The 20,226-nt window shown below is 70.1% G+C and carries 21 protein-coding genes and 1 pseudogene; 14 read left to right on the top strand and 8 right to left on the bottom strand.

Going from position 1 to position 20,226, the window contains the following annotated elements; all coding sequences use genetic code 11:
- A pseudogene (locus HL658_RS27630) lies at positions 1-546 on the top strand (hypothetical protein); the annotation flags it as partial.
- A 55-nt stretch (positions 547-601) separates the two neighbouring features.
- Here the strand turns inward: HL658_RS27630 and aroB are convergent.
- Positions 602-1,720 (bottom strand): 3-dehydroquinate synthase, encoded by a 1,119-nt coding sequence (gene aroB, locus HL658_RS27625; protein ID WP_180285587.1) that lies wholly within the window; start codon positions 1,718-1,720, stop codon positions 602-604.
- The gene (locus HL658_RS27620) at positions 1,720-2,331 is read right to left on the bottom strand and encodes a shikimate kinase (RefSeq protein ID WP_180285586.1); all 612 of its coding nucleotides are present in this window, start codon (positions 2,329-2,331) and stop codon (positions 1,720-1,722) included. The genes aroB and HL658_RS27620 overlap by 1 nt, the downstream gene beginning before the upstream one ends.
- A gap of 271 nt (positions 2,332-2,602) precedes the next feature.
- On the opposite strand from HL658_RS27620, the gene HL658_RS27615 reads away from it, so the two are divergent.
- From HL658_RS27615 to HL658_RS27580, 8 genes are all read left to right on the top strand, one after another.
- Entirely contained in the window at positions 2,603-2,743 is a 141-nt protein-coding gene (locus tag HL658_RS27615; protein ID WP_180285585.1) for a hypothetical protein, read from the top strand.
- A 27-nt stretch (positions 2,744-2,770) separates the two neighbouring features.
- Positions 2,771-3,778, top strand: a complete 1,008-nt coding sequence (locus HL658_RS27610) for a site-specific tyrosine recombinase XerD (RefSeq protein WP_180285584.1) — start codon at positions 2,771-2,773, stop codon at positions 3,776-3,778.
- Positions 3,775-4,299, top strand: a complete 525-nt coding sequence (locus tag HL658_RS27605; RefSeq protein WP_180285583.1) for a hypothetical protein — start codon at positions 3,775-3,777, stop codon at positions 4,297-4,299. The genes HL658_RS27610 and HL658_RS27605 overlap by 4 nt, the downstream gene beginning before the upstream one ends.
- Positions 4,300-4,623, top strand: a complete 324-nt coding sequence (locus HL658_RS27600; RefSeq protein ID WP_180285582.1) for a hypothetical protein — start codon at positions 4,300-4,302, stop codon at positions 4,621-4,623.
- Positions 4,624-4,796: 173 nt separating this feature from the next.
- On the top strand, positions 4,797-6,401 hold the full coding sequence (gene aceB, locus HL658_RS27595; protein ID WP_180285581.1) for a malate synthase A: 1,605 nt from the start codon (positions 4,797-4,799) through the stop codon (positions 6,399-6,401).
- 78 nt (positions 6,402-6,479) lie between these two features.
- Positions 6,480-7,154 (top strand): 5,6-dimethylbenzimidazole synthase, encoded by a 675-nt coding sequence (gene bluB / locus HL658_RS27590; RefSeq protein ID WP_180285580.1) that lies wholly within the window; start codon positions 6,480-6,482, stop codon positions 7,152-7,154.
- Between the two features lie 131 nt (positions 7,155-7,285).
- Positions 7,286-8,245: an acetyl-CoA carboxylase carboxyltransferase subunit alpha gene (locus HL658_RS27585; protein ID WP_180285579.1), complete on the top strand. Its 960-nt coding sequence runs from the start codon at positions 7,286-7,288 to the stop codon at positions 8,243-8,245.
- Between the two features lie 2 nt (positions 8,246-8,247).
- Positions 8,248-8,760, top strand: coding sequence for an MAPEG family protein (locus tag HL658_RS27580; RefSeq protein ID WP_180285578.1), 513 nt, complete (start codon positions 8,248-8,250; stop codon positions 8,758-8,760).
- A 4-nt stretch (positions 8,761-8,764) separates the two neighbouring features.
- Here the strand turns inward: HL658_RS27580 and HL658_RS27575 are convergent, their stop codons facing one another.
- The 3 genes from HL658_RS27575 to argB are packed head-to-tail and all read right to left on the bottom strand — an operon-like array spanning position 8,765 to position 11,001.
- On the bottom strand, positions 8,765-9,748 hold the full coding sequence (locus HL658_RS27575; protein ID WP_180285577.1) for a magnesium transporter CorA family protein: 984 nt from the start codon (positions 9,746-9,748) through the stop codon (positions 8,765-8,767).
- Positions 9,749-9,764: 16 nt separating this feature from the next.
- Positions 9,765-10,067 (bottom strand): hypothetical protein, encoded by a 303-nt coding sequence (locus HL658_RS27570; RefSeq protein WP_180285576.1) that lies wholly within the window; start codon positions 10,065-10,067, stop codon positions 9,765-9,767.
- Positions 10,068-10,101: 34 nt separating this feature from the next.
- Positions 10,102-11,001: an acetylglutamate kinase gene (gene argB, locus HL658_RS27565; RefSeq protein WP_343055371.1), complete on the bottom strand. Its 900-nt coding sequence runs from the start codon at positions 10,999-11,001 to the stop codon at positions 10,102-10,104.
- 174 nt (positions 11,002-11,175) lie between these two features.
- Between argB and HL658_RS27560 the strand changes: the two genes are divergently transcribed.
- From HL658_RS27560 to puuE, 3 genes are all read left to right on the top strand, one after another.
- Positions 11,176-11,394: a hypothetical protein gene (locus HL658_RS27560; RefSeq protein WP_180285575.1), complete on the top strand. Its 219-nt coding sequence runs from the start codon at positions 11,176-11,178 to the stop codon at positions 11,392-11,394.
- A gap of 69 nt (positions 11,395-11,463) precedes the next feature.
- Complete coding sequence (locus HL658_RS27555) at positions 11,464-12,057, top strand: septation protein A (RefSeq protein WP_180285574.1); 594 nt, start codon at positions 11,464-11,466, stop codon at positions 12,055-12,057.
- A gap of 110 nt (positions 12,058-12,167) precedes the next feature.
- The gene (gene puuE / locus HL658_RS27550) at positions 12,168-13,109 is read left to right on the top strand and encodes an allantoinase PuuE (RefSeq protein WP_425485383.1); all 942 of its coding nucleotides are present in this window, start codon (positions 12,168-12,170) and stop codon (positions 13,107-13,109) included.
- A 33-nt stretch (positions 13,110-13,142) separates the two neighbouring features.
- Here puuE and HL658_RS27545 read toward each other — a convergent pair whose 3' ends face one another.
- A complete protein-coding gene (locus tag HL658_RS27545; RefSeq protein ID WP_211109863.1) occupies positions 13,143-14,141 on the bottom strand; it encodes a diguanylate cyclase domain-containing protein in 999 nt (332 codons plus the stop codon).
- 206 nt (positions 14,142-14,347) lie between these two features.
- Complete coding sequence (locus tag HL658_RS27540; RefSeq protein WP_180285573.1) at positions 14,348-16,519, bottom strand: ATP-binding protein; 2,172 nt, start codon at positions 16,517-16,519, stop codon at positions 14,348-14,350.
- A gap of 236 nt (positions 16,520-16,755) precedes the next feature.
- On the opposite strand from HL658_RS27540, the gene zapE reads away from it, so the two are divergent.
- A complete protein-coding gene (gene zapE / locus HL658_RS27535) occupies positions 16,756-17,889 on the top strand; it encodes a cell division protein ZapE (protein ID WP_180285572.1) in 1,134 nt (377 codons plus the stop codon).
- 21 nt (positions 17,890-17,910) lie between these two features.
- Here the strand turns inward: zapE and HL658_RS27530 are convergent, their stop codons facing one another.
- Positions 17,911-19,173 carry a sensor histidine kinase gene (locus tag HL658_RS27530; RefSeq protein ID WP_180285571.1) on the bottom strand — a complete coding sequence of 421 codons (1,263 nt, stop codon included), beginning with the start codon at positions 19,171-19,173 and terminating at the stop codon, positions 17,911-17,913.
- 282 nt (positions 19,174-19,455) lie between these two features.
- Between HL658_RS27530 and HL658_RS27525 the strand changes: the two genes are divergently transcribed.
- Complete coding sequence (locus HL658_RS27525) at positions 19,456-20,223, top strand: sulfite exporter TauE/SafE family protein (RefSeq protein WP_196242379.1); 768 nt, start codon at positions 19,456-19,458, stop codon at positions 20,221-20,223.
- Positions 20,224-20,226 lie beyond the last annotated feature (3 nt).

The raw sequence follows: 20,226 nt of genomic DNA, 5'->3' as shown, positions 1-20,226 counted from the left end.
CGCGCCCGGCAGGCGCAGGCCCGCGCCGAAGCGGCCGCCGCCGCGCGCCGCGGCGGCACCGGGGCGGCCAACGGCGACCAATACCAGGGCGAGCCCTTCGGGAGCGGGCTGTCAGGCGTCGGCGTCTACCGATTCGCCAACGGCATCCGCTACGCCGGCGAATGGCGCAGCACGCAGATGCACGGCCTTGGCGTGATCCGCTTTCCCAATGGCGACTGGTACGAGGGCGAGTTCCGCGACGGCCGGCCTCAGGGCGTCGGTGTCTTCCACTTCGCCGACGGCATCCTCTACGCGGGCGAGCTGACCGGCGGCAAGGTCACGGGCGTCGGCCGGATGCGCTTTGCCAATGGCGACGTCTACGCCGGCACGCTGACCGACGGGCGGATGAACGGCGCCGGCCGCCTCGCCTACGGCACCGGGGCCAGTTTCGCCGGCACCTTCCGCGACGGGCAGGTCGATGGCCCCGGTGTTCGCAGCTTCGACCAGGGCAAGGACAAGCTGGTCATCCCCGGCATCTGGCGCGGCAGCTCCACCGTGCCGGAGTGAGCGGGCCCGGACCCGGCCTTCAAGACCCGGCCTTCAGGACCCGGCCGTCACCCCATCACCCGCGCACCGCCTCCACCAGCAGCTCCCGCACCACCGCGCTATCGACGTCGCGGCGGGTGAAGGCGTCGCCGATGCGGCGGGCGAGGATGAAGGTGATGCGCCCGTCCCGCACCTTCTTGTCCTTGGCCATGTGGCCGACCAGCTCGTCCACGTCCCAGTCCACGCCGGGCACGTCGGTGGGGCGGACGGGCAGGCCGACGGCGGCGAGGTGGGTGCTGGCGCGCGCCGCGTCCGCCGCCGGGCAGAGACCGAGCCGCACCGACAGCTCGAAGGCCAGCACCATGCCGATCGACACCGCCTCGCCATGCAGCAGCCGCGGGCCGAAGCCGGTGGCGGCCTCCAGCGCGTGGCCGAAGGTGTGGCCGAGGTTGAGCAGCGCGCGGTCGCCGCTCTCCCGCTCGTCCACCCCGACGATGTCGGCCTTGGCGCGGCAGCTCACCGTCACCGCCTCGCGCCGCGCCGCCCCGTCGCCGTCCACCACGCGGGCGCCGTTCTCCTCCAGCCAGTCGAAGAAGCCGGGCAGGCGGATCAGCCCGTATTTCACCACCTCCGCATAGCCGGCCAGCACCTCGCGGCGGGGCAGGGTGTCGAGCGCCGCGGTGTCGGCGATGACCAGTTTCGGCTGGTGGAAGGCGCCCACGAGGTTCTTGCCCTGGCGGGTGTTGATGCCGGTCTTGCCGCCGACCGAGCTGTCCACCTGGGCCAGCAGCGTGGTCGGCACCTGCACGAAGTCGATGCCGCGCAGCGCCACCGCGGCGGCGAAGCCGGTGATGTCGCCGATCACCCCGCCGCCCAGCGCCAGCAGCGCCGCCGACCGCTCGATCCCGCGGCCGAGGATGGCGTCCAGCAGCCGTTCCAGATGGGCGAAGTCCTTGGTCTTCTCACCCGCCGGCAGGACGATGGCCGGGCCGGTCGGGATGCCGGCGTCGGCCAGCGAGCGTTCCAGCGTGGCGAGATGCAGCCCGGCCACCGTCTCGTCCGTCACCACGATCGGCGCCCGGCCGCCGGTTGCGGCCTTCACCAGCGGCCCGGCCTGGGCGAGCAGCCCGTCGCCCACCAGGATGTCGTAGCCGCGCGACCCCAGCTCCACGCGCACCGTCTCGGCCCCACCCATCACAACCTCTCCCCGGCATGGGCCGCCGCCGGCACACGCGGCGTCAGGGCGATCCCGAAATGTGTCTCCAGCGCCGCGACCACCCGTTCGGCGGTCTGCTCCGGCGGCCGTTCGTCGCTGTCCACGATGATGTCCGCCTCGGCGTAGACCGGGTAGCGGAGGTCGATCAGCCGTTGCAGGATCTCCCGCGGGTCGCCCTGCTTCAGCAGCGGGCGGTTGCTGCGGCGCGCCGTGCGGTGCAGCAGCATCTCCAGATCGGCGCGCAGCCACACCGACACCGCGTGGGAGCGCACCACCAGGCGGGTTTCGGCGTCCATGAAGGCGCCGCCGCCGGTCGCCAGCACATGCACCGGCCGCTCGCCCAGCAGCCGCGCGATGATCCGCCGCTCGCCCTGGCGGAACGCCGTCTCCCCGTCGCGCTGGAAGATTTCCTCGATGCTGCAGCCGGCCGCGGCCTCGATCTCGGTGTCCGCGTCCACGAAGGGCAGGCCCAGCCGCGCCGCCAGCCGCCGGCCCACCGCGCTCTTGCCGGCCCCCATCAGCCCGACCAGCACCACCGTCCTCGGCAGCGGCGCCGGCGCGTGGGGGGGGTGGGCGTGGCGGTGGGACATCGTGGCCTCTGCTGTCGGTCTGCTCTAGGGGGCGCTCTGCTCTATGGTGTCGCAGGGCAGCGTTGTTGCGTCACGCCTCCGCCTGCGGCATAAGTGCCAGCTCACCGTGGGCGTCGGCCACGGGCCGCGCCGGTGGGATGACGAGCGTTGCTTAGCACGAATGCGTGCCTTGTCCCAACCCCCGCGGTCGCCGGCCGTGGTAACGGGGTCGCCGCGGGCGGCCCCGGTTCCCGTCGCCGAACCCGATCACGCCACACAGCCGTCGAGTGCCATGAGCCGGTCCCTGTCTGTCCTCATTGTCCTGATCCTGCTGGTGATCGGCGGCGGCATGGCCGTTCTCGCCACGTGGGACATGCCCGTTCCATCCAAGTCGGTGGAAAAGGTCCTGCCGGATGAGCGCTTCCCCCGCTGACGCCGGCCTGAACGGCCGGAGCGGGCGATGACCACCGCGGCGCGGCGTCGCGGCCGGCCGTGCAAGCCGCGGCCAGCCCCCATCTCCCCGCATGTCGATGCCTTCCTCGACATGCTGATGGCGGAGCGTGGGGCGGCGCTGAACACGCGGCAGGCCTATGAGCGCGACCTGACCGACATCGGCGGCTTCCTCGCCAAGGGTGGCGTGCCGCTGGAGCGCGCCTCGACCGACGACCTGCGCGGCTATCTGGAGCATCTTGCCGCTCCCGACGGGAAGACGGGCGCGCCGCCGGCCCCGCGCACCGTGGCCCGGCGCCTGTCGGCGCTGCGCCAGTTCTACCGCTTCCTGGTGTCGGAAGGGCGGCGCACCGACGATCCGGCGTCGGCCCTCGACAGCCCCAAGCAGGGCCGCCCGCTGCCCAAGATCCTCAGCGAGAAGGAGGTCGAGGTCCTCATCCGCGCCGCCCAGACCCGCGGCGGGCCGGAGGGGCTGCGGCTGATGGCGCTGCTGGAGACGCTCTACGCCACCGGCCTGCGCGTGTCGGAGCTGGTCGGCCTGCCGCTGACCGCCATCCTGCGCGACGGGCGCGGGCTGATGGTGCGCGGCAAGGGCGGGCGGGAGCGCATCGTGCCGCTGTCGGAGCCGGCGCGGCTGTCCATCACCGCCTATCTGCCGCTGCGCCGCCACTTCATGATCCCCGGGCGCGAGCAGAAGCAGCAGCTGTTCCTGTTCCCCTCCCGCAACTCCACCGACGGACACCTGACCCGCCAGCGCTTCGCCCAGCTCCTCAAGGAGCTGTCGGTGGAGGCCGGCATCGACCCGGAGAAGGTCAGCCCCCACGTGCTGCGCCACGCCTTCGCCACCCATCTGCTGGACCACGGTGCCGACCTGCGCGCCGTGCAGAAGATGCTGGGCCACGCCGACATCGCGACCACCCAGATCTACACCCATGTGGTCGGCGACCGCCTGCGCAAGGTGGTCGAGCAGCACCACCCGCTGGCGCGGCGGCCACCGGTGAAGGGCTCCGGCGGATGAGCGTGCTGGAGCTGATCGAGGCATTACCCGACGTGGGGCGCCTGGCCGACTGGCTGGGGCTGGTCGGCTTCGTCATCACCATCGGCGGTTTCGGATTGACGCTGCGCAATGTCGCGCGGGCCAAGGATGCGGCCCGGCAGGCCGCGCGCGCGGCGACCGAGGCGCGGGATGGAATCGCGCGCTTCAACCTACTCTCAGACGTGAGCCAGGCGATGGCGGTGCTGGACGAATGCAAACGTCTGCTCCGCGCACGCAGCTTCGTTCTTCTGCCGGATCGGTTCATCGAACTGCGGCGCGTGCTGGTCGGCGTGAAGCACACGCATTCCCGAATGACCGATGTGCAGTCTGTCGCGATTCAGGATATGATCAAGCTGCTGGCTCTGATGGAGGCACGGTTCGTCAGCCATGAGCACGATGGTTCCGACCCTTCGGGCGTGATTGAAACCCACAGGGCATTGGGCCAAATGGCCGACAACCTGCAAGTCATTCTGCTTGAACTGATGGCGGACCCGGGGAGCTGAATGGAAAACGAACGACAAATCGAGTTTGTTTCGGAGCTGCTTGTTGCGACAGGTCGGGGCGATCTGTCGTGGAAGAGTGCGTTTAAAAATAGCTTCTTTGTCTCATTTCCTGAGAATTCGATTGAAATCGGAAGAGCGAGGGATGATTTTTATTTGGCGCTCTCCGATGGGGGAGGTCAAGAAATCTACAGGTGGTCAGAATATAATATGAATACTGACGCTTATTCTAAATTGACCGAGTTGTATGATGTAGCCCGCAGGAAAGCTCTCGGTGTCGATGCCGCGGTCGATAGCATCATTTCTCGACTGCGGCGGGCTGGCTGAGCGCAGAACTGGACGGCAGCGTGGGAGCTTGGCGCCCGGTCATTGACCTGCGCTGATAGACCGCATGCACCGCGGCAAAGGGATGCAGGCGGGGTATCCGCCTTCGGGCCATCGGAGGGCTGTGCTATAGGCAATCGAAAGATGCCGCCAACGCACACCGACTGGGGGAACCCATGGCCACCACCATCGCCGGGCTGGACGTCACCGGCCCGATCACGCCCGCCTATGAGTCGATCCTGACGCCCGACGCGCTGGCCTTCCTGGCGGAGCTGGAGGGGCGGTTCGGGGAGGAGCGGCGGCGGCTGCTGGGGGTGAGGACCAAGCGGCAGGCGCTGATCGACGCCGGACTGAAACCCGATTTCCTGGAGGAGACGGCGGCGATCCGCGCCGCCGACTGGACGGTCGCGTCGCTGCCGCATGATCTGATCGACCGCCGGGTGGAGATCACCGGGCCGGTGGACCGCAAGATGGTGATCAACGCGCTGAACTCCGGCGCCAAGGTCTTCATGGCCGATTTCGAGGATTCCAACACCCCCACTTGGGCCAACCTGATCGAGGGGCAGATCAACCTGCGCGACGCGGTGCGGCGCAGCATCACCCACACTGATGCGGCCACCGGCAAGGCCTACGCGCTGAACGACGAGGTGGCCGTCCTCAAGGTGCGCCCGCGCGGCTGGCATATGGAGGAGAAGCACGTGACGATGGACGGGGAGCCGGTCTCGGCATCCCTGTTCGACTTCGCCCTCTACACCTTCCACAACGCGGCCGAGCTGCTGGCCCGGCACAGCGGCCCCTATTTCTACCTGCCGAAGATCGAAAGCCATTTCGAGGCGCGGCTGTGGAACGAGGTGTTCGCGGTCGCCGAGGATTACCTGAAGCTGCCGCACGGCTGCATCAAGGCGACCGTCCTGATCGAGACCATCCTCGCCGCCTTCGAGATGGACGAAATCCTGTACGAGCTGCGCGAGCGCTCGGCCGGGCTGAACTGCGGGCGCTGGGACTACATCTTCAGCTTCATCAAGAAGTTCCGCAACGATCCGGACGCGGTGATGCCCGACCGCGCCGAGATCACCATGGCGACGCCCTTCCTCCAGTCCTACAGCCTGTTGGCGGTGAAGACCTGCCACCGGCGCGGCGCTCCGGCGATCGGCGGCATGGCGGCCTTCATCCCGGTCCGGAACGACCCCGCCGCCAACGAGGCCGCCTTCTCCAAGGTGCGCGCCGACAAGGAGCGGGAGGCCTCCAACGGCCATGACGGCACCTGGGTGGCGCATCCCGCCCTCGTCCCGGTCGCCCGCGAGGTCTTCGACGCCTACATGCCCGGCCCCAACCAGATCGCCCGCAAGCGCGCCGACGTGTCGGCAACCGCGGCCGACCTGCTGGCGGTGCCCAAGGGGCCGCGCACCGAGGCGGGCCTGCGCCAGAACGTGGCGGTGGGCATCGGCTACATCGAGGCTTGGCTGCGCGGCATCGGCTGCGTGCCCCTGTTCAACCTGATGGAGGACGCGGCCACGGCCGAGATCAGCCGCGCCCAGGTCTGGCAGTGGGTGCACCACCGCGCCGCACTCGACGACGGCCGCACCGTCACCATGGCGCTGGTCGACACCGTCATCGACGGGGAGGTCGCGGCCTGGAAGGAGCGGGTGGGGGAGGAGGCCTTCGCCGCCGGCCGCTACGAGGACGCCGCCCGCCTGTTCCGCGCCCTGGTGGAGGACCGCGACTTCGCCGAATTCCTGACGCTGCCCGCCTACGACCGGCTGGTGGCCGAGGGGGCGTGAGCGCGGGGGTGATGCCGACGGCGACGGGGCGTCGCCTTCCGGCTTGACCGGAGCTCCCCCGCGGCGCGTTGTAGGATCATGAGCGCGATATCCTCCCACCCGACCGACCCCACCCCCGACGGGCCGGTCTTCGACGAGGCGTTCCGGGACCGGCTGGCGGCGCTGCTGCGCTGGCGGCGCGACGTGCGCTGGTTCCGGCGCGACCCGCTGCCGGACGGGCTGCTCGACCGGCTGCTCGACGCCGCCTGCCTCGCCCCATCGGTCGGCAACAGCCAGCCCTGGCGCTTCGTGCTGGTGGAGGATGCCGCCCGCCGCGCGGCGGTGCGGGCCAGCTTCGAATCCTGCAACGCCGAGGCGCTGGCCGGATACGACGGGGAGCAGGCGCGGCTCTACGCCGGGTTGAAGCTGGCCGGTCTGGACGACGCGCCGGTGCAGTTGGCCGTCTTCTGCAACGAGGGCACCGACACCGGCCACGGGCTCGGCCGCCGCACCATGCCGGAGACGCTGCGCTATTCCACCGTCGCCGCGGTGCAGACGCTGTGGCTGGCGGCGCGGGCGGAGGGGGTGGGGTTGGGCTGGGTGTCGATCCTTGATCCGGACGCGGTGACGCGGGATCTCGCGGTGCCCGCGGGCTGGTCGCTGGTCGCCTATCTCTGCCTCGGCTACCCGCGCCAGCCGTCCGACGAGCCGGAACTGGTGCGCACGGGATGGCAGGGCCGCGACCCCGCCGCGCGGGCCCTCCTGCGGCGCTGAGGGCGGACGAACCGCCGCCGCGCGCGTTTTCGCCTATGGCGCGGGCAGGGGAGGCGTGTTATCGAGCACGGTCCCGCGGGGTTGGACCATCCGGCCCGCGCATTCCGCTACCCGCCCGGCTTCCGTTCGCTATGCAGACCTTCCTGGAATTCGAAAAACCCATCGCCGAACTCGAAGGCAAGATCGAGGAGCTGCGACACCTGACCAACCCCGGCGAGGAGATCAACATCGCCGAGGAGGTGGGCAAGCTCCAGATCAAGGTCGACAAGCTGCTGCGCCAGACCTACGCCAAGCTGACGCCGGCGCAGAAGGTGCAGGTGGCGCGCCATCCCAACCGGCCGCATTGCCTGGATTACGTCCGCCATCTGGTGGAGGATTTCACGCCACTGGCCGGCGACCGCTACTTTGCCGAGGATCAGGCGGTGATCGGCGGCCTTGGCCGCTTCCGCGGCCGGTCGGTGGTGGTGATCGGCCAGGAGAAGGGCAACGACACGGACTCGCGTGTCCGCCACAATTTCGGCATGGCCAAGCCCGAGGGCTACCGCAAGGCGCAGCGCCTGATGCAGATGGCCGCGCGCTTCAAGCTGCCGGTGCTCTCGCTGGTCGATACCGCCGGTGCCTATCCCGGCGTCGGCGCCGAGGAGCGCGGGCAGGCGGAGGCCATCGCCCGCAGCATCGAGACCTGCCTGCGCATCGACGTGCCGCTGGTCTCGGCGATCATCGGCGAGGGCGGCTCGGGCGGCGCCATCGCCATCGCCAGCGCCGACCGGGTGCTGATGCTGGAACACGCCATCTATTCCGTCATCTCCCCGGAAGGCTGCGCCTCGATCCTGTGGCGCAACCCCGACATGGCGGGGGAGGCGGCCATCGCGCTGCGCCTGACCAGCCAGGACCTGAAGGAGTTGGGCGTCATCGACAAGGTGGTGAGCGAGCCGATCGGCGGCGCCCACCGCGACCCGTTGGAGACCTGCAAGGCGCTGGGCGACGCCATCGCCGAGTCGCTGGGCGAGCTGGAGGGGCTGGACGGCCCCGATCTGCGCCGCCTGCGCCGGCAGAAATTCCTCGACATGGGCCAGAAGGGGCTGTCCTGAGCATGGCGGCCGACCGCCGCCTCACCCTCGCGATCGCCGCCAACGGCGTCGCCGTGGCGGTGACGGTGGTGCTGATGGTGGCGCTGGCCCCGCTTTTCCCGCCGCCTGCCGTGGCCGACCTCGCCGGTCGGTTGGGGCTGGCGGCGCGGCTGTCGGTGTGGCCGGCGCTGGTGCTGCTGCTGGTGATCCTGGCGGTGATCGCCACCCGCGGCCTGTGCCGGCTGTTCAATCCCATCGACGATCCGGAGACGCGCGTCTACCGCGTCTGCCAGCGGGCGCTGTCCAACACGGTGGAACAGACGCTGCTCTTCCTGCCGGGGCTGACCGCGCTGTGCGCGCTGCTGCCCCTTCAATCGCTGGGCTTTCCGGCTCTGTTCACGCTGCTGTTCGTGGTCGGCCGGGTGCTGTTCTGGACCGGCTACATCCTCCATCCCTTCGCCCGCGCACCGGGCATGGCGATGACGCTGACCGTCAACATGGTGGTGGTGGGCTGGGCGGTGCTTTTGGCGCTGTGAGCGCCTACAGCCACCGCTTGTGCTTGAAGTACAGCATCGGCAGCACCGCCGACAGCAGCATCAGCAGCAACGCGTAGGGATAGCCGAAGCTCCAGTGCTTCTCCGGCATGTGCGCGAAGTTCATGCCGTAGAGGCTGGCGACCAGGGTCGGCGGGAACAGGGCGACCGACAGGACGCTGACGATCTTCACGATCTCGTTCTGCTCGGCGTTGATCCGACCCAGCGTGGTGTCGAGCAGCAGCCCGACCTTCTGGGTCAGGAACAGCGCGTATTCGTCGAGCCCGGTGACGTCCAGCAGGGCGGCGCGCGCCCAGCGTCGGCAGTCCTTGCCGAGGCCCGCCCCCTCGCCGCCAGCCAGGAATTCCAGCATCCGGCGCAGGCTGGTCAGGCTGACATGCGCCTTGCCCACCAGATGGCCGGCATGTCCGATGCGGCGCAATGTGCGGGTGTCGTCGCGGGATTCGCTGCGCGGGCGGAGCGTGTGGCCGTGCAGCGAGCGGGAGCCCATGGTGTCCAGCTCCAGCGCCACCCGGCGCAGCACGCCCGCGGTGCGCTCGACCATCGCCTCGACGACGCCCTCCATCACTGCGACGGGGGTGGCCGAGGCCAGCCCGTCGCGCGACACCTTGCGCCGGAAGGCCAGGAAGGGCTGCGGGTCGATGTGGTGGACGGTGACGAGGTGCGACGGCGTCAGCACGAAGCTGACCGGGATGATGCGGGGCGATTCGGTGTCCGCCCACACCAGCCCCATGACGGTCAGATGCACGCGGCCGGGCAGCACGCGGATGCGGCTGGACTCCTCGATCTCGGCCATCTGCTCGCGGGTGGGCAGGGGGAAGCCGACCAGCCGCTCGGCCCGGTGGCGCTCGTCCGGTGCCGGGTTGACGAGGTCGAGCCACGCGGCGCTGTCGGGCAGGGGGCCGAGCATCGTCTCGGCACCCTTGGACCAGACCAGCCGCCCGCCGTCGTTGACGAAGACATGCAGCATGGGCCGCCCCCGCCGGTCAGACGATCCGGCCGATGCGGCGGGGCTTGACGGGCTGCGGGCTCTTGGGGGCGTCGTCGCCGGGCGGGGCGTCCAGCTCGAGCCGGTCCCCCTCCTGGCGCAACGCTTCCTCCAGCTTGCGGCGGAAGGCACCGCCGTCGCGGCGGCGGTCGAGGAAGTCGCCGACCGCCGCCTTGGCGTTGTCGCGGTCATAGGGCACCTGCCCGAACACCGCCATCTTCGCCTGCTCGATCACCTTCGGATCGAGCCGCTGGCGCAGGGCCGCCATCTGGCGGATCAGCTCCTTGCGCGGGTCGGACATGGGGTCCCCCCTCCTGTCGGGCCGGCGGTGTGCCCTAGTCGCGGCCGATCAGCGTGCCGGCCCCGCCCTCGGTGAAGATTTCCAGCAGCAGAGCGTGCGGCACGCGGCCGTCCAGGATGACCGCCGCGTCCACCCCCTGCTCGACGGCGCCGATGCAGGTCTCGATCTTCGGGATCATCCCGCCGGACGCCGTGCCGTCCTTGATGCAGGCCTGGGCCTGCTCCAGCGTCAGGCGCGGGATCAGGGTCTTCTCCTTGTCCAGCACGCCGGCCACGTCGGTCAGCAGGAAGAAGCGGGTGGCGCCCAGCGCCCCGGCGATGGCGCCGGCCGCGGTGTCGGCGTTGATGTTGTAGGTGTCGCCGTTGCGGTCGAAGCCGATGGGGGCGATCACCGGGATGATGTCGGCCTGGACCAGGCTGTCGATGATCTGCGGGTTGACCTGGTAGGGCTCGCCGACGAATCCCAGGTCCAGCACCTTCTCGATGTTGCTGTCGGGGTCGCGCTGGGTGCGGGTGACCTTGCGGGCGGTCAGGAGCTGCGCGTCCTTGCCGGAGATGCCGACGGACCGGCCGCCGGCCGCGTTGATGGCGGCGACGATCTGCTTGTTGATGGAGCCGGACAGCACCATCTCGACGATCTCCACCGTCTCCCGGTCGGTGACGCGGAGGCCGTCGATGAAGCTGGACTGGATCTTCAGGCGGCTCAGCATCTGGCCGATCTGCGGCCCGCCGCCGTGCACCACCACCGGGTTGATGCCGACCTGCTTCAGCAGCACGATGTCGCGCGCGAACAGCTCGGCCAGCCCGGCGTCGCCCATGGCGTGTCCGCCGTACTTGATCACGAAGGTGCGGCCGGCGTAGCGGCGCATGTAGGGAAGCGCCTCGGACAGCGTCCGGGCCTTCCCCAGCCATTGGTCGCGGGTCGTGTTCTGCACGGCGTTCCCGTCCGGTCGGGGTGGTTGGGCTGGCCGTTTCTTTATCGGATGCGGCGTGCCCTGCCTAGGGGTTTTGCTGGGACCGCCCATCGTCGGTTGCGGGGTCGGCATGCGGGAACGCTTCAAGGTCCCCGCCGGTTTTCGGGGCGGTGACCGCCACCCCGGGGAGTGATCATGAACGACCGCCGCATGCCCGAACCGAAGAGCCCCTTCACCGAGGCGCTCCGCCGATCGCCGAAGGAGAACGCCGAAGACGCCGAACGCCTTTACGACAGCCCCGACCGCCGAACGGTGACCGAGGCGAACCGCAAGATCGGCCGCAAGCCGGACGAGCGCGAGGCGGAGGTGGGCGGCGATCCGGCGGTTTCGACCAACGTCCGCAAACCCTTTTGAGCACGTCCGGAAGGCGGGTGGACCAACGCGGCCCTTTAACCGCGGCACGGTTCGGGTTATGTCAGGTTCATGAACCCGCTCGCCCGCCTCATCATCGAAGCCGGCCCCCTGGCCGCCTTCTTCATCGCCAACTCGCAGGCCGGCATCATGACCGGCACCGCCGTGTTCATGGCCGCCACCACCGTCTCGGTGCTGGTGTCCTGGCATGTCGAGCGCAAGGTGCCGGTCATGCCGGTGGTTGGCGCCGGCTTCGTCATGCTGTTCGGCGGACTGACGCTGTGGCTGAACGACGACCTGTTCATCAAGCTGAAGCCGACGCTGGTCAACCTGCTGTTCGCCACCGTCCTGTTCACCGCCCACATCCTGCGCCGCAACGTGCTGAAGCATCTGCTGGGCGCGGTGATGGCGCTGACCGAGGAGGGGTGGCGCATCCTCGGGATCCGCTGGGCGTGGTTCTTCGTGGTGCTGGCGGTGCTGAACGAGGTGGTCTGGCGCAGCATGACCACCGACGCCTGGGTCAACTTCAAGGTGTTCGGCATCATGCCGCTGACCCTGCTGTTCAGCGCGCTGCAGACGCCCACCATCCTGCGCCACCAGATCCCGGAGGGGACGGCCGCCGGCACGAAGGCCTCCGACAAGGCGGACGAGGCGGCGCGGCCCTGACGCCGCCCTGACGCCACTGGCGCGCGCAGGATCCGGTTGAAGGGCGGGGTGCGCCCCGGTGTATCCTTGCGGCCTCCGGCGCTGGCCGGATCCGACGGAAGGACACCACGATGACGGACGCCACAATGATGGGCGGCACCCCCTATCCCCGCGACCTCGTCGGCTACGGCTCCCGCCCGCCGAAGGCCGACTGGCCGGGCGGGGCGCGCGTGGCCGTGCAGTTCGTGATCAATTACGAGGAGGGCGGGGAGAACTGCGTCCTGCACGGGGATCCCGCCTCCGAAGCCTTCCTGTCGGAGATCGTCGGCGCCCAGCCGATCGCCGGCATGCGGCACATGAACATGGAGTCGATCTACGAGTACGGCAGCCGCGCCGGCTTCTGGCGGCTGCACCGGCTGTTCTCCGAACGCGCCATGCCCGTCACCGTCTACGGCGTCGCCATGGCGCTGGAGCGCAACCCGGCGGCGGTGGAGGCGATGAAGGCCGCGGGGTGGGAGATCGCTACCCACGGCTGGCGCTGGATCGATTACCAGCACCTGCCCGAGGCGGTGGAGCGCGAGCACATGCTGCGCGCCATCGAGGTGCACACCCGCGTCACCGGGGAACGGCCGCTCGGCTGGTACCTCGGCCGCTGCTCGCCCAACACGCGGCGGCTGGTGGTGGAGGAGGGCGGCTTCCTCTACGACGCCGACAGCTACGCCGACGACCTGCCCTATTGGGACGACGCGCATGGCCGTCCCCAGCTCATCGTGCCCTACACGCTGGACGCCAACGACATGCGCTTCGCCACCAACCAGGGCTTCAACAGCGGCGACCAGTTCTTCACCTACCTGAAGGACAGCTTCGATACGCTGTACGAGGAGGGGGCGGAGACGCCGCGCATGATGTCGGTGGGGCTGCACTGCCGGCTGGTCGGCCGGCCCGGTCGTGCCGCGGCGCTGGCGCGCTTCCTGGACCATGTGCGCGCGCATGACCGGGTGTGGGTGGCGCGGCGCATCGACATCGCCCGCCACTGGATCGCCCGCCACCCCTATGCCGGCACCGCCCGCTGATCCTCGCCGGGGTGGACGTTCACGGGCCGGTGGTCACACGGCATCCGCCGCGGTGATCATGCAGCCGCGGCCCAGGGACTTCGCGATGCCGAGGTACCGCTGCACCTCGGCGATCAGCGCGTCCGGCGACGTTCCGGGGGAGGGAATCGCGGTGGCCACCCCCAGGTTCGCCGTCACGATACCGTCGGCATCAGGGCCGGCGCGCTCGATCCCGAGATTGCGGATCGCGAGCAGGATCGTCGCGGCGACCGAGGCCGCGCCGTCGGCATCGGTGTCGCGGAGCAGGCAGGCGAACAGCCCGCCACCGTACCGGGCCGCGAGGTCCTGGGACCGGTGGATCTGCCCCCGGATGGCGCCCGCCACCCGCTGCAGGCAGGTGTCGCCGGCGGCCTGCCCGTACGCGTCGTTGTACGCCCGGAAGGAATCGACATCGACCATGATCAGGGACAGGGGCCGCCCGTCGCGCGCGTCCTGATCCCACAGCGAGGCCAGCTCCCGATCGAAGGCGTCGCGGTTCGCGACTCCGGTCAGGCCGTCCATCGCCAGTGCCCGGCGCAGCGCGTCGATCTGCCGTTTCAGCGTGAGCTGGGTGTTGACGCGGGCGCGGGTGATCGCCGGGTTGATCGGCTTGTGGATGAAATCCACGGCACCCGCCTCGAAGCCCTTCACCTCGTCGTCGGGGTCGAGATTGCCGGTGGCGAAGATCACCGGGATGTTGCGCGTCCGGGGATCGGCCTTGAGGAGACGGCACACCCGATAGCCATCCATGTCCGGCAGTTCCACGTCGAGCAGGACGAGATCCGGAAGATGCTCCCGGCACATCGCCAGCGCGCTCTCGCCGTCGTGGGCCGAGTAGCAGGTGGCGTCGTTCTGGAGCGTCCGGCAGATGAAGCGGTTGAGAAGCTTCTGGTCATCGACCACCAGGATGCGGGCGTGATGACCGAAGTGGGGTTCGGGAGCGACCCCGGCCTCCGCAACACCCGAACTCTGGTCGGGCCCTGGGTGAGGACGTTGTCCGTCTTGCAGCATCATCGTGTTCACGTCGTCCCTTGCCGTCGCCCATGCGGTGCCGAACCGCCCTGGGTCGGCGGGGAGCAAGCGGCGTGCCGGATCCGGACCGGCGGCAGGGGGCCGTGGGACAAGCCTTCCATCGCCCGGCCGTCCGGTGGCGGACCCGCAGATCGATAGGGCGTTTGCAAACTGCATCGCATTCGGCGAAGCCGGGGCCGGCCGCCGCTTCACGCCGCCATGATGTCCTTGCGGATGATGCGGACCGCCGGGAGACGCATGGTCATGGTGGTGCCGACCCCGACCGTACTCTCGCAACCCAGCGAGCCGCCGTGCAGCTCCATCAGGTTCTTGGAGATGGACAGGCCGAGCCCGGTCCCGTCATAGCGCCGGCTGATGGAGGTGTCGGCCTGCCGGAAAGGCTGGAACAGGTGGGCCATGAAGTCCTCCGGGATGCCGATTCCGGTGTCCGACACCGCGATGGCGAGGCCGCCATCCTCCTCGATCCGGACGGACACGGTGATCCGGCCGCCGGACGGCGTGAACTTCACGGCGTTGGACAGCAGGTTGTTGATCACCTGCCGGAAGGCGCGGCGGTCCACCCACATCGGCGGCACCGGGCGCGGCGACGCCACCGTGAGGACGAGGCCGTTCTCCTCCGCCCGGTCGCGCAGCGCCATCAGGCACTGGTCGATGATCTGGTTGGGATCGATCCGCTCCTCGTTCAGCTCGTAGCGGCCGCTCTCGATCTTCGCCATGTCGAGCACCGCGTTGACGATCGCCAGCAGGTGCTGCCCGCTGTCGTGGATGTCGCGCGCGCAGGACTTCTGACGCTCGTTGAGCTTGCCGAAGAACTCGCTGTCGAGGATTTCCGAGAAACCGATGATGGCGTTGAGCGGCGTGCGCAGCTCGTGGCTCATGTTCGACAGGAACTCGCTCTTGGCGCGGTTGGCCATCTCCGCCTGGCTGCGCGAGGCGAGGAGCTCCGCCTCGTGCTGCTTGCGCCGGGTGATGTCGCGGATGACCCCGACGAACACCCGCTCCTCCTCCTCCGCCCCGTGGCTGCCGAGCCGCAGCTCGCTCACCGCCAGCGTCATCGGGAAGAAGCTGCCGTCGCGGCGCTGGGCCATCACCTCGCGGTCGGTCCCGCCGGCGCGCGGATCGCCGGCCGCCTGGGGGGCCGGCGACCAGCCGCCATGGTCGTGGCGGACGGCGCTGGGGATCAGCAGCCGGACCGACTGGCCGATCGCCTCCTCCCGCCGGTAGCCGAACAGCGACTCGGCGGCAGGGTTGAAGGTCTCGATCCGGCCGTGCACGTCGATGGTGACGACCGCGTCCACCATCGAATCGAGGATGCCCCGCACGCGCCGCGACAGCCGGTCCAGCCGGTCGCGGTCCTGTTCATGCCGGGTGTGCTGCTCGGTCATGTGCCAGGTCATCAGCATGATCGCCAGCGTCGCCGCCAGCGCCAGCGCGCCGTGCAGCATGGCCGTGCGCCACCAGCCGGCCAGCGCCTCCGTCAGCGAGGCGCTGGCGACCACCACCAGCGGCGCCTCCGACAGCCGGCGGAAGGCGGTGACCCGGCGGTCGCCGTCGATGGGGTCGGTCAGGGTGACCGTGTTGCGCAGGACGCCGGCGCGCAGGTCGCTCTGCACCTCCGGCCAATCGACCAGCGAGCGGATGCGGTTGGGCGGGGTGGACAGCAGGATCATGCCGTCGGCCGCCGCCAGCGTCACCGTTCCGCGGGTGCCGACGCTGTGCTCGGCCAGCCGCATGCCGAGCACCTGCAGGTCGATCAGGATGACGATGACCCCGTTGAAGGTGCCGTCGCGACGCCCCCAGCGCCGGCTGAGCGGCACCACCGGGGCGTCGGGCGAGAACTGGTTGACGATCGGCTGGCCGATGTAGAGCCCGATGTCCGTCCGGTCGCGGTGCAGCGTGAAATAGGAGCGGTCGGCGAAGGCGACCGACGCCGCCTCCTCGCGCCCGCTGTGGTTCAGGAGCTGGCCGTCGGGTCCCAGCACCAGGATGTTGGCGATCTGCGGGAAGCCGGCGCGCAGCATCCGCAGCGTCTCGTTGATGGCGCCCGGCGCGGTGTTCACCGCGGCCGGCAGGCGGTTGAGCTGGTGGGCGATGTCGGTGAACAGCCGATCGACGCCGAACAGCGTGTGCGCCGCCCGGTCCTCCAGCATCAGCGCCAGCTTCTCCACGTCCATCTCGACGCGGCCGAGGGCGGCGTTGCGCTGGAGCAGCAGGCTGTAGGCGATCAGCCCGTTGACGGCGAGCACGAAGATGACGCCCGAGGCGACCATCAGGAAGCGCACGGATCGGAACAGCCGCCGCAGCCGCGACACCGGCTGCTGCACGTCCATCGTCGAGTGGGTCGGAACGCGAGCCACCATCAACCTCACGCCGTGGTCCCGGCCGGTCCGGAGGCGCGACCCGCATCGGCCGCTTTCCCGGACGGTCTAGCCCGATCGTTGTATCATTTTGTAACGTGTTTGCCCCGGCTCATACAACTGCGACACTTGGCCCACGCGTCGGGCCCATGAGGCGCCGGCGACGTTGCTCCGGGGGCCGTCCTGCGATAGGTAGAGCCCACACGCCCGCTTCCGCCGCCCGGACCAGCCAGCCGCCCATGCCCGAAGGACCGCTTTCGCTCTATCGCGCCAAGCGCGGCACCGGCACGTTGCGTCCCGATCCGGACCAAGCCCTGGCCGCCGAGAAGCTGCAGAGCCTGTATCAGGCGCTGAGGAACTACCGCCCGCAGGCGCCGTCGGCGCGTGGCAGCTGGCGCGAGCGGCTGGGGCTGGCCCGCCGCCCCGACCCGGCCCCGCAGGGGCTCTACATGTATGGCGGGGTCGGGCGGGGAAAGTCCATGCTGATGGACCTGTTCTTCGAGACCGCCCCGGTCGAGCGCAAGCGCCGCGTCCATTTCCACGAGTTCATGCTGGAGGTGCACGAGCGCATCCACCAGCACCGGGAAGCCACCCGCGGCCAGGCCAAGGACGCCGACGACGCCATCCCCGAGCTGGCCCGCCGGCTGGCGGACGAGGCGTGGCTGCTCTGCTTCGACGAGTTCCACGTCACCAACATCGCCGACGCGATGATCCTGGGCCGGCTGTTCACCAGCCTGTTCGAGCTGGGGGTGGTGGTGGTGGCGACCAGCAACTGGCCGCCCGACCAGCTCTACAAGGACGGGCTGCAGCGCGACCTGTTCCTTCCCTTCATCGCGCTGTTGAAGGAGAAGCTGGACGTGCTGGCGCTGGAAGGGCCGGTGGACTACCGGCTCGACCGGCTGTCGGGCAAGCCGGTCTACCACTGGCCACTCGGTCCCGCCACCGACGAGCGCATGCGCGAGGTCTTCGCCGGGCTGACCGACGGCGTGCCCGCCTGCCCCACCCATCTGCTGGTGCACGGCCGCCGGGTGGACATCGAGCGGGCGGCCAAGGGCGTGGCCTGGGTGAATTTCTGGGATCTCTGCGGCAAGCCCTTCGGCGCCGCCGACTACATCGCGCTCGCCACCCATTACCACACGGTGCTGATCGACGAGATCCCGAAGATGAGCGACGAGCGGCGCAACGAGGCCAAGCGCTTCATGACGCTGATCGACGAGCTGTACGAGCACAAGGTCAACGTGGTCGCCGCCGCCGACGCCCCGCCCGAACGCCTCTACCCCGAAGGCACCCACGCCTTCGAGTTCGAGCGCACCGTCAGCCGCCTGATGGAGATGCAGAGCGAGGACTACCTGCGCCGCCAGCACCTGACGTGATGGTCTCCGGCGGACCGGCGATCAGCCGGCCGGCGGACCGGGGACCCGCGGCAGGGCGACGCTGATCGTGGTTCCGACACCGAGGCGGGACTCCGCGGTGATGGGGTGGCCGAGGCGGTCCGCCAGCGCCTTCACGATGAACAGTCCGAGGCCGAGGCCGCCGATGCCGTCCCCGGTTTCCACGCGGTAGAACTCCTCGAAGACGTCGGCCAGCGCGCTCTCCGGAATGCCACGGCCGGAATCGCGGACATCGATCCACAGCCAGTCGCCGGCGGTGCGGCACACGACCCGGATGTCACCCCGGTCGGTGTATTTGATGGCGTTGTCGATGAGGTTGTGGAGGATGCGCGACGCGATCAGCCGGTCCGTCCGCACCATCAGGCCGCCGCCGACCCCTTCCAGGTGCCAGCGCAGCCCCTTGGCTTCGGCGGCCAGCCGGAAGGTCGCCTCGGCGTGCGTCGCCAGATCATCCACCGGGACGTCTTCGAGCCGGACGGCGACCGTGCCGTCGTCCATCCGCACCAGGTCCTGAACGCCTTCCAGCAGGCGCCTCGCGACGCCCAAACAATGCTTCATCGTCGTCACGTAGGCCGCGTCGCGGCCGGTCACCTGGCGCGACAGGGCGTCGGTGGCGAGGGTCAGCGCATGGATCGGCTGGCGCAGGTCATGGTTCAGCGCCGCCAGAAGACGGGTGCGCGCCGCGTTCGCCCGCACCACCTCCATGGCCCGGGCCTGCGCGGCTTCGGCGGTTCCCTGCAATGATTCGAGAAGGCGGACGTTGGACAGCGCCAGGGCCGCCGAGCGGGCAACGGCCCGCAGCCGGGCGACGGCATCCGGATCGGGCGTGTGTCGCGTCGCCCAGTAGGCGCCGATGGCGGCGATCGGATCGGGCGCGCCGACGGGCACCATGACGAGGCTCTTCACGAAGGTGGGCCGGTAGGCGTCATGCGGAATGCGCGGGTCGGCGTAGATGTCCGGGATGACCGCGGCCTGGCCGGTCAGCATCGCCCAGCCCGAGATGCAGGTGTGCATGGGAAACCGCTGTCCCTTCCACAGCGGGCTGATCGCGTCCTCTTCGACGTAATGGCACAGGTCGCCGTCGCGCAGCACGATGGTGATGCCGTCGGCGCCCGTCATGCGGCGCACCACGTTGCGCAGGACGGCGATCACGGCCGGCAGGTCGCGGGCGAAGAACAGCCGTTCGTTCAGATCGACGATCGCCGCCAGCGGATCGTCATCACGCAGGGCGGACGGTCGCAGGGCATCGCTGTCGGCAGCGGACATCGGCCATGGTTTCCTGGGGTTCATCACACGGACACCGGCGTGCGTGAGGACCCGCACGAACGCATCACGCCGCGGATCATAACGCAGTACAACCGCCTCCGCATCCGCCAACTCCAGCGTGGCCGTTGGCTGGCAACCCGGGCATCGCGTCGGCGGGGAGATTCTCGGCGCGGGCCACCCGTGCCGGCGGCGCGCGACATGGCGTCGGTTTGACCCACATCATCGCCACCCGCGGCGGAACCGGGTAGAAGCAGGGCCGTACCCCCGCCCGGGAGCCTCGGTTTGGAACCCTCCTCCGTCCTGGCGTTCCTGCACGCCGGTCTTGCCCAGTGCGCCGTGGTCATCGACCGCGACGCCGGCACCTTGCTGGCCCTGCTCACCGCCGGGCTCGTGGGCGGGGGTACGCATTGCGCCGGCATGTGCGGCCCCTTTGTGCTGGCGCAGGTCACGGCGCGGCTGGAGCGGCTGCCGGTGGCGCGCATGAGCGAGCTGCGCCGGCTGACCGGCGCCGCCGTGCTTCCCTACCATCTCGGCCGCGCCACCAGCTACGCCGGCATCGGCGCCGTGGCGGCGCTGGTGGCCGGCCATCTCGGCGCGCTGCCCGGCCTGAAATGGCTGTCGGCGGCGCTGCTGGCCTTTGCCGCGCTGTTCTTCCTGGGTTTCGCGGTCAAGGGTCTCGCCGCCTGGCTGCCGGCGTCCGGCGGCGGCTTCGGCCGCTGGTGGGGCGACCGGGTGGCGGTGGCGGCCCGGCCGCTGTTCGGCAACCCGTCGGGCTGGCGCGGCTACGGGCTCGGCGTCGCGCTGGGCTTCATCCCCTGCGGCCTGCTCTACGGCGCGGTGGCGGTTGCGGCGGCCAGCGGCGATCCGCTGACCGGGGCGCTGGGCATGCTGGCCTTCGCCCTCGGCACCCTGCCCAGCCTGCTGGCGGTGGGGCTGGCCGGGCACCTTGCCGGTCTGGCCTGGCGGGGGGCGGTGCTGCGCGCGGCCCCCGTGATCATGACCGTGAACGCCGGGGTGCTCGCCTGGATGGCGTGGCGGCTGGCCGCCTGACCT

It is taken from the genome of Azospirillum oleiclasticum, assembly GCF_013423485.1.
Classification (GTDB): Bacteria; Pseudomonadota; Alphaproteobacteria; order Azospirillales; family Azospirillaceae; genus Azospirillum; species Azospirillum oleiclasticum.
The sequence above is the reverse complement of the archived record's forward strand: the minus strand, read 5'-3'. Positions and strand labels throughout refer to the sequence as shown.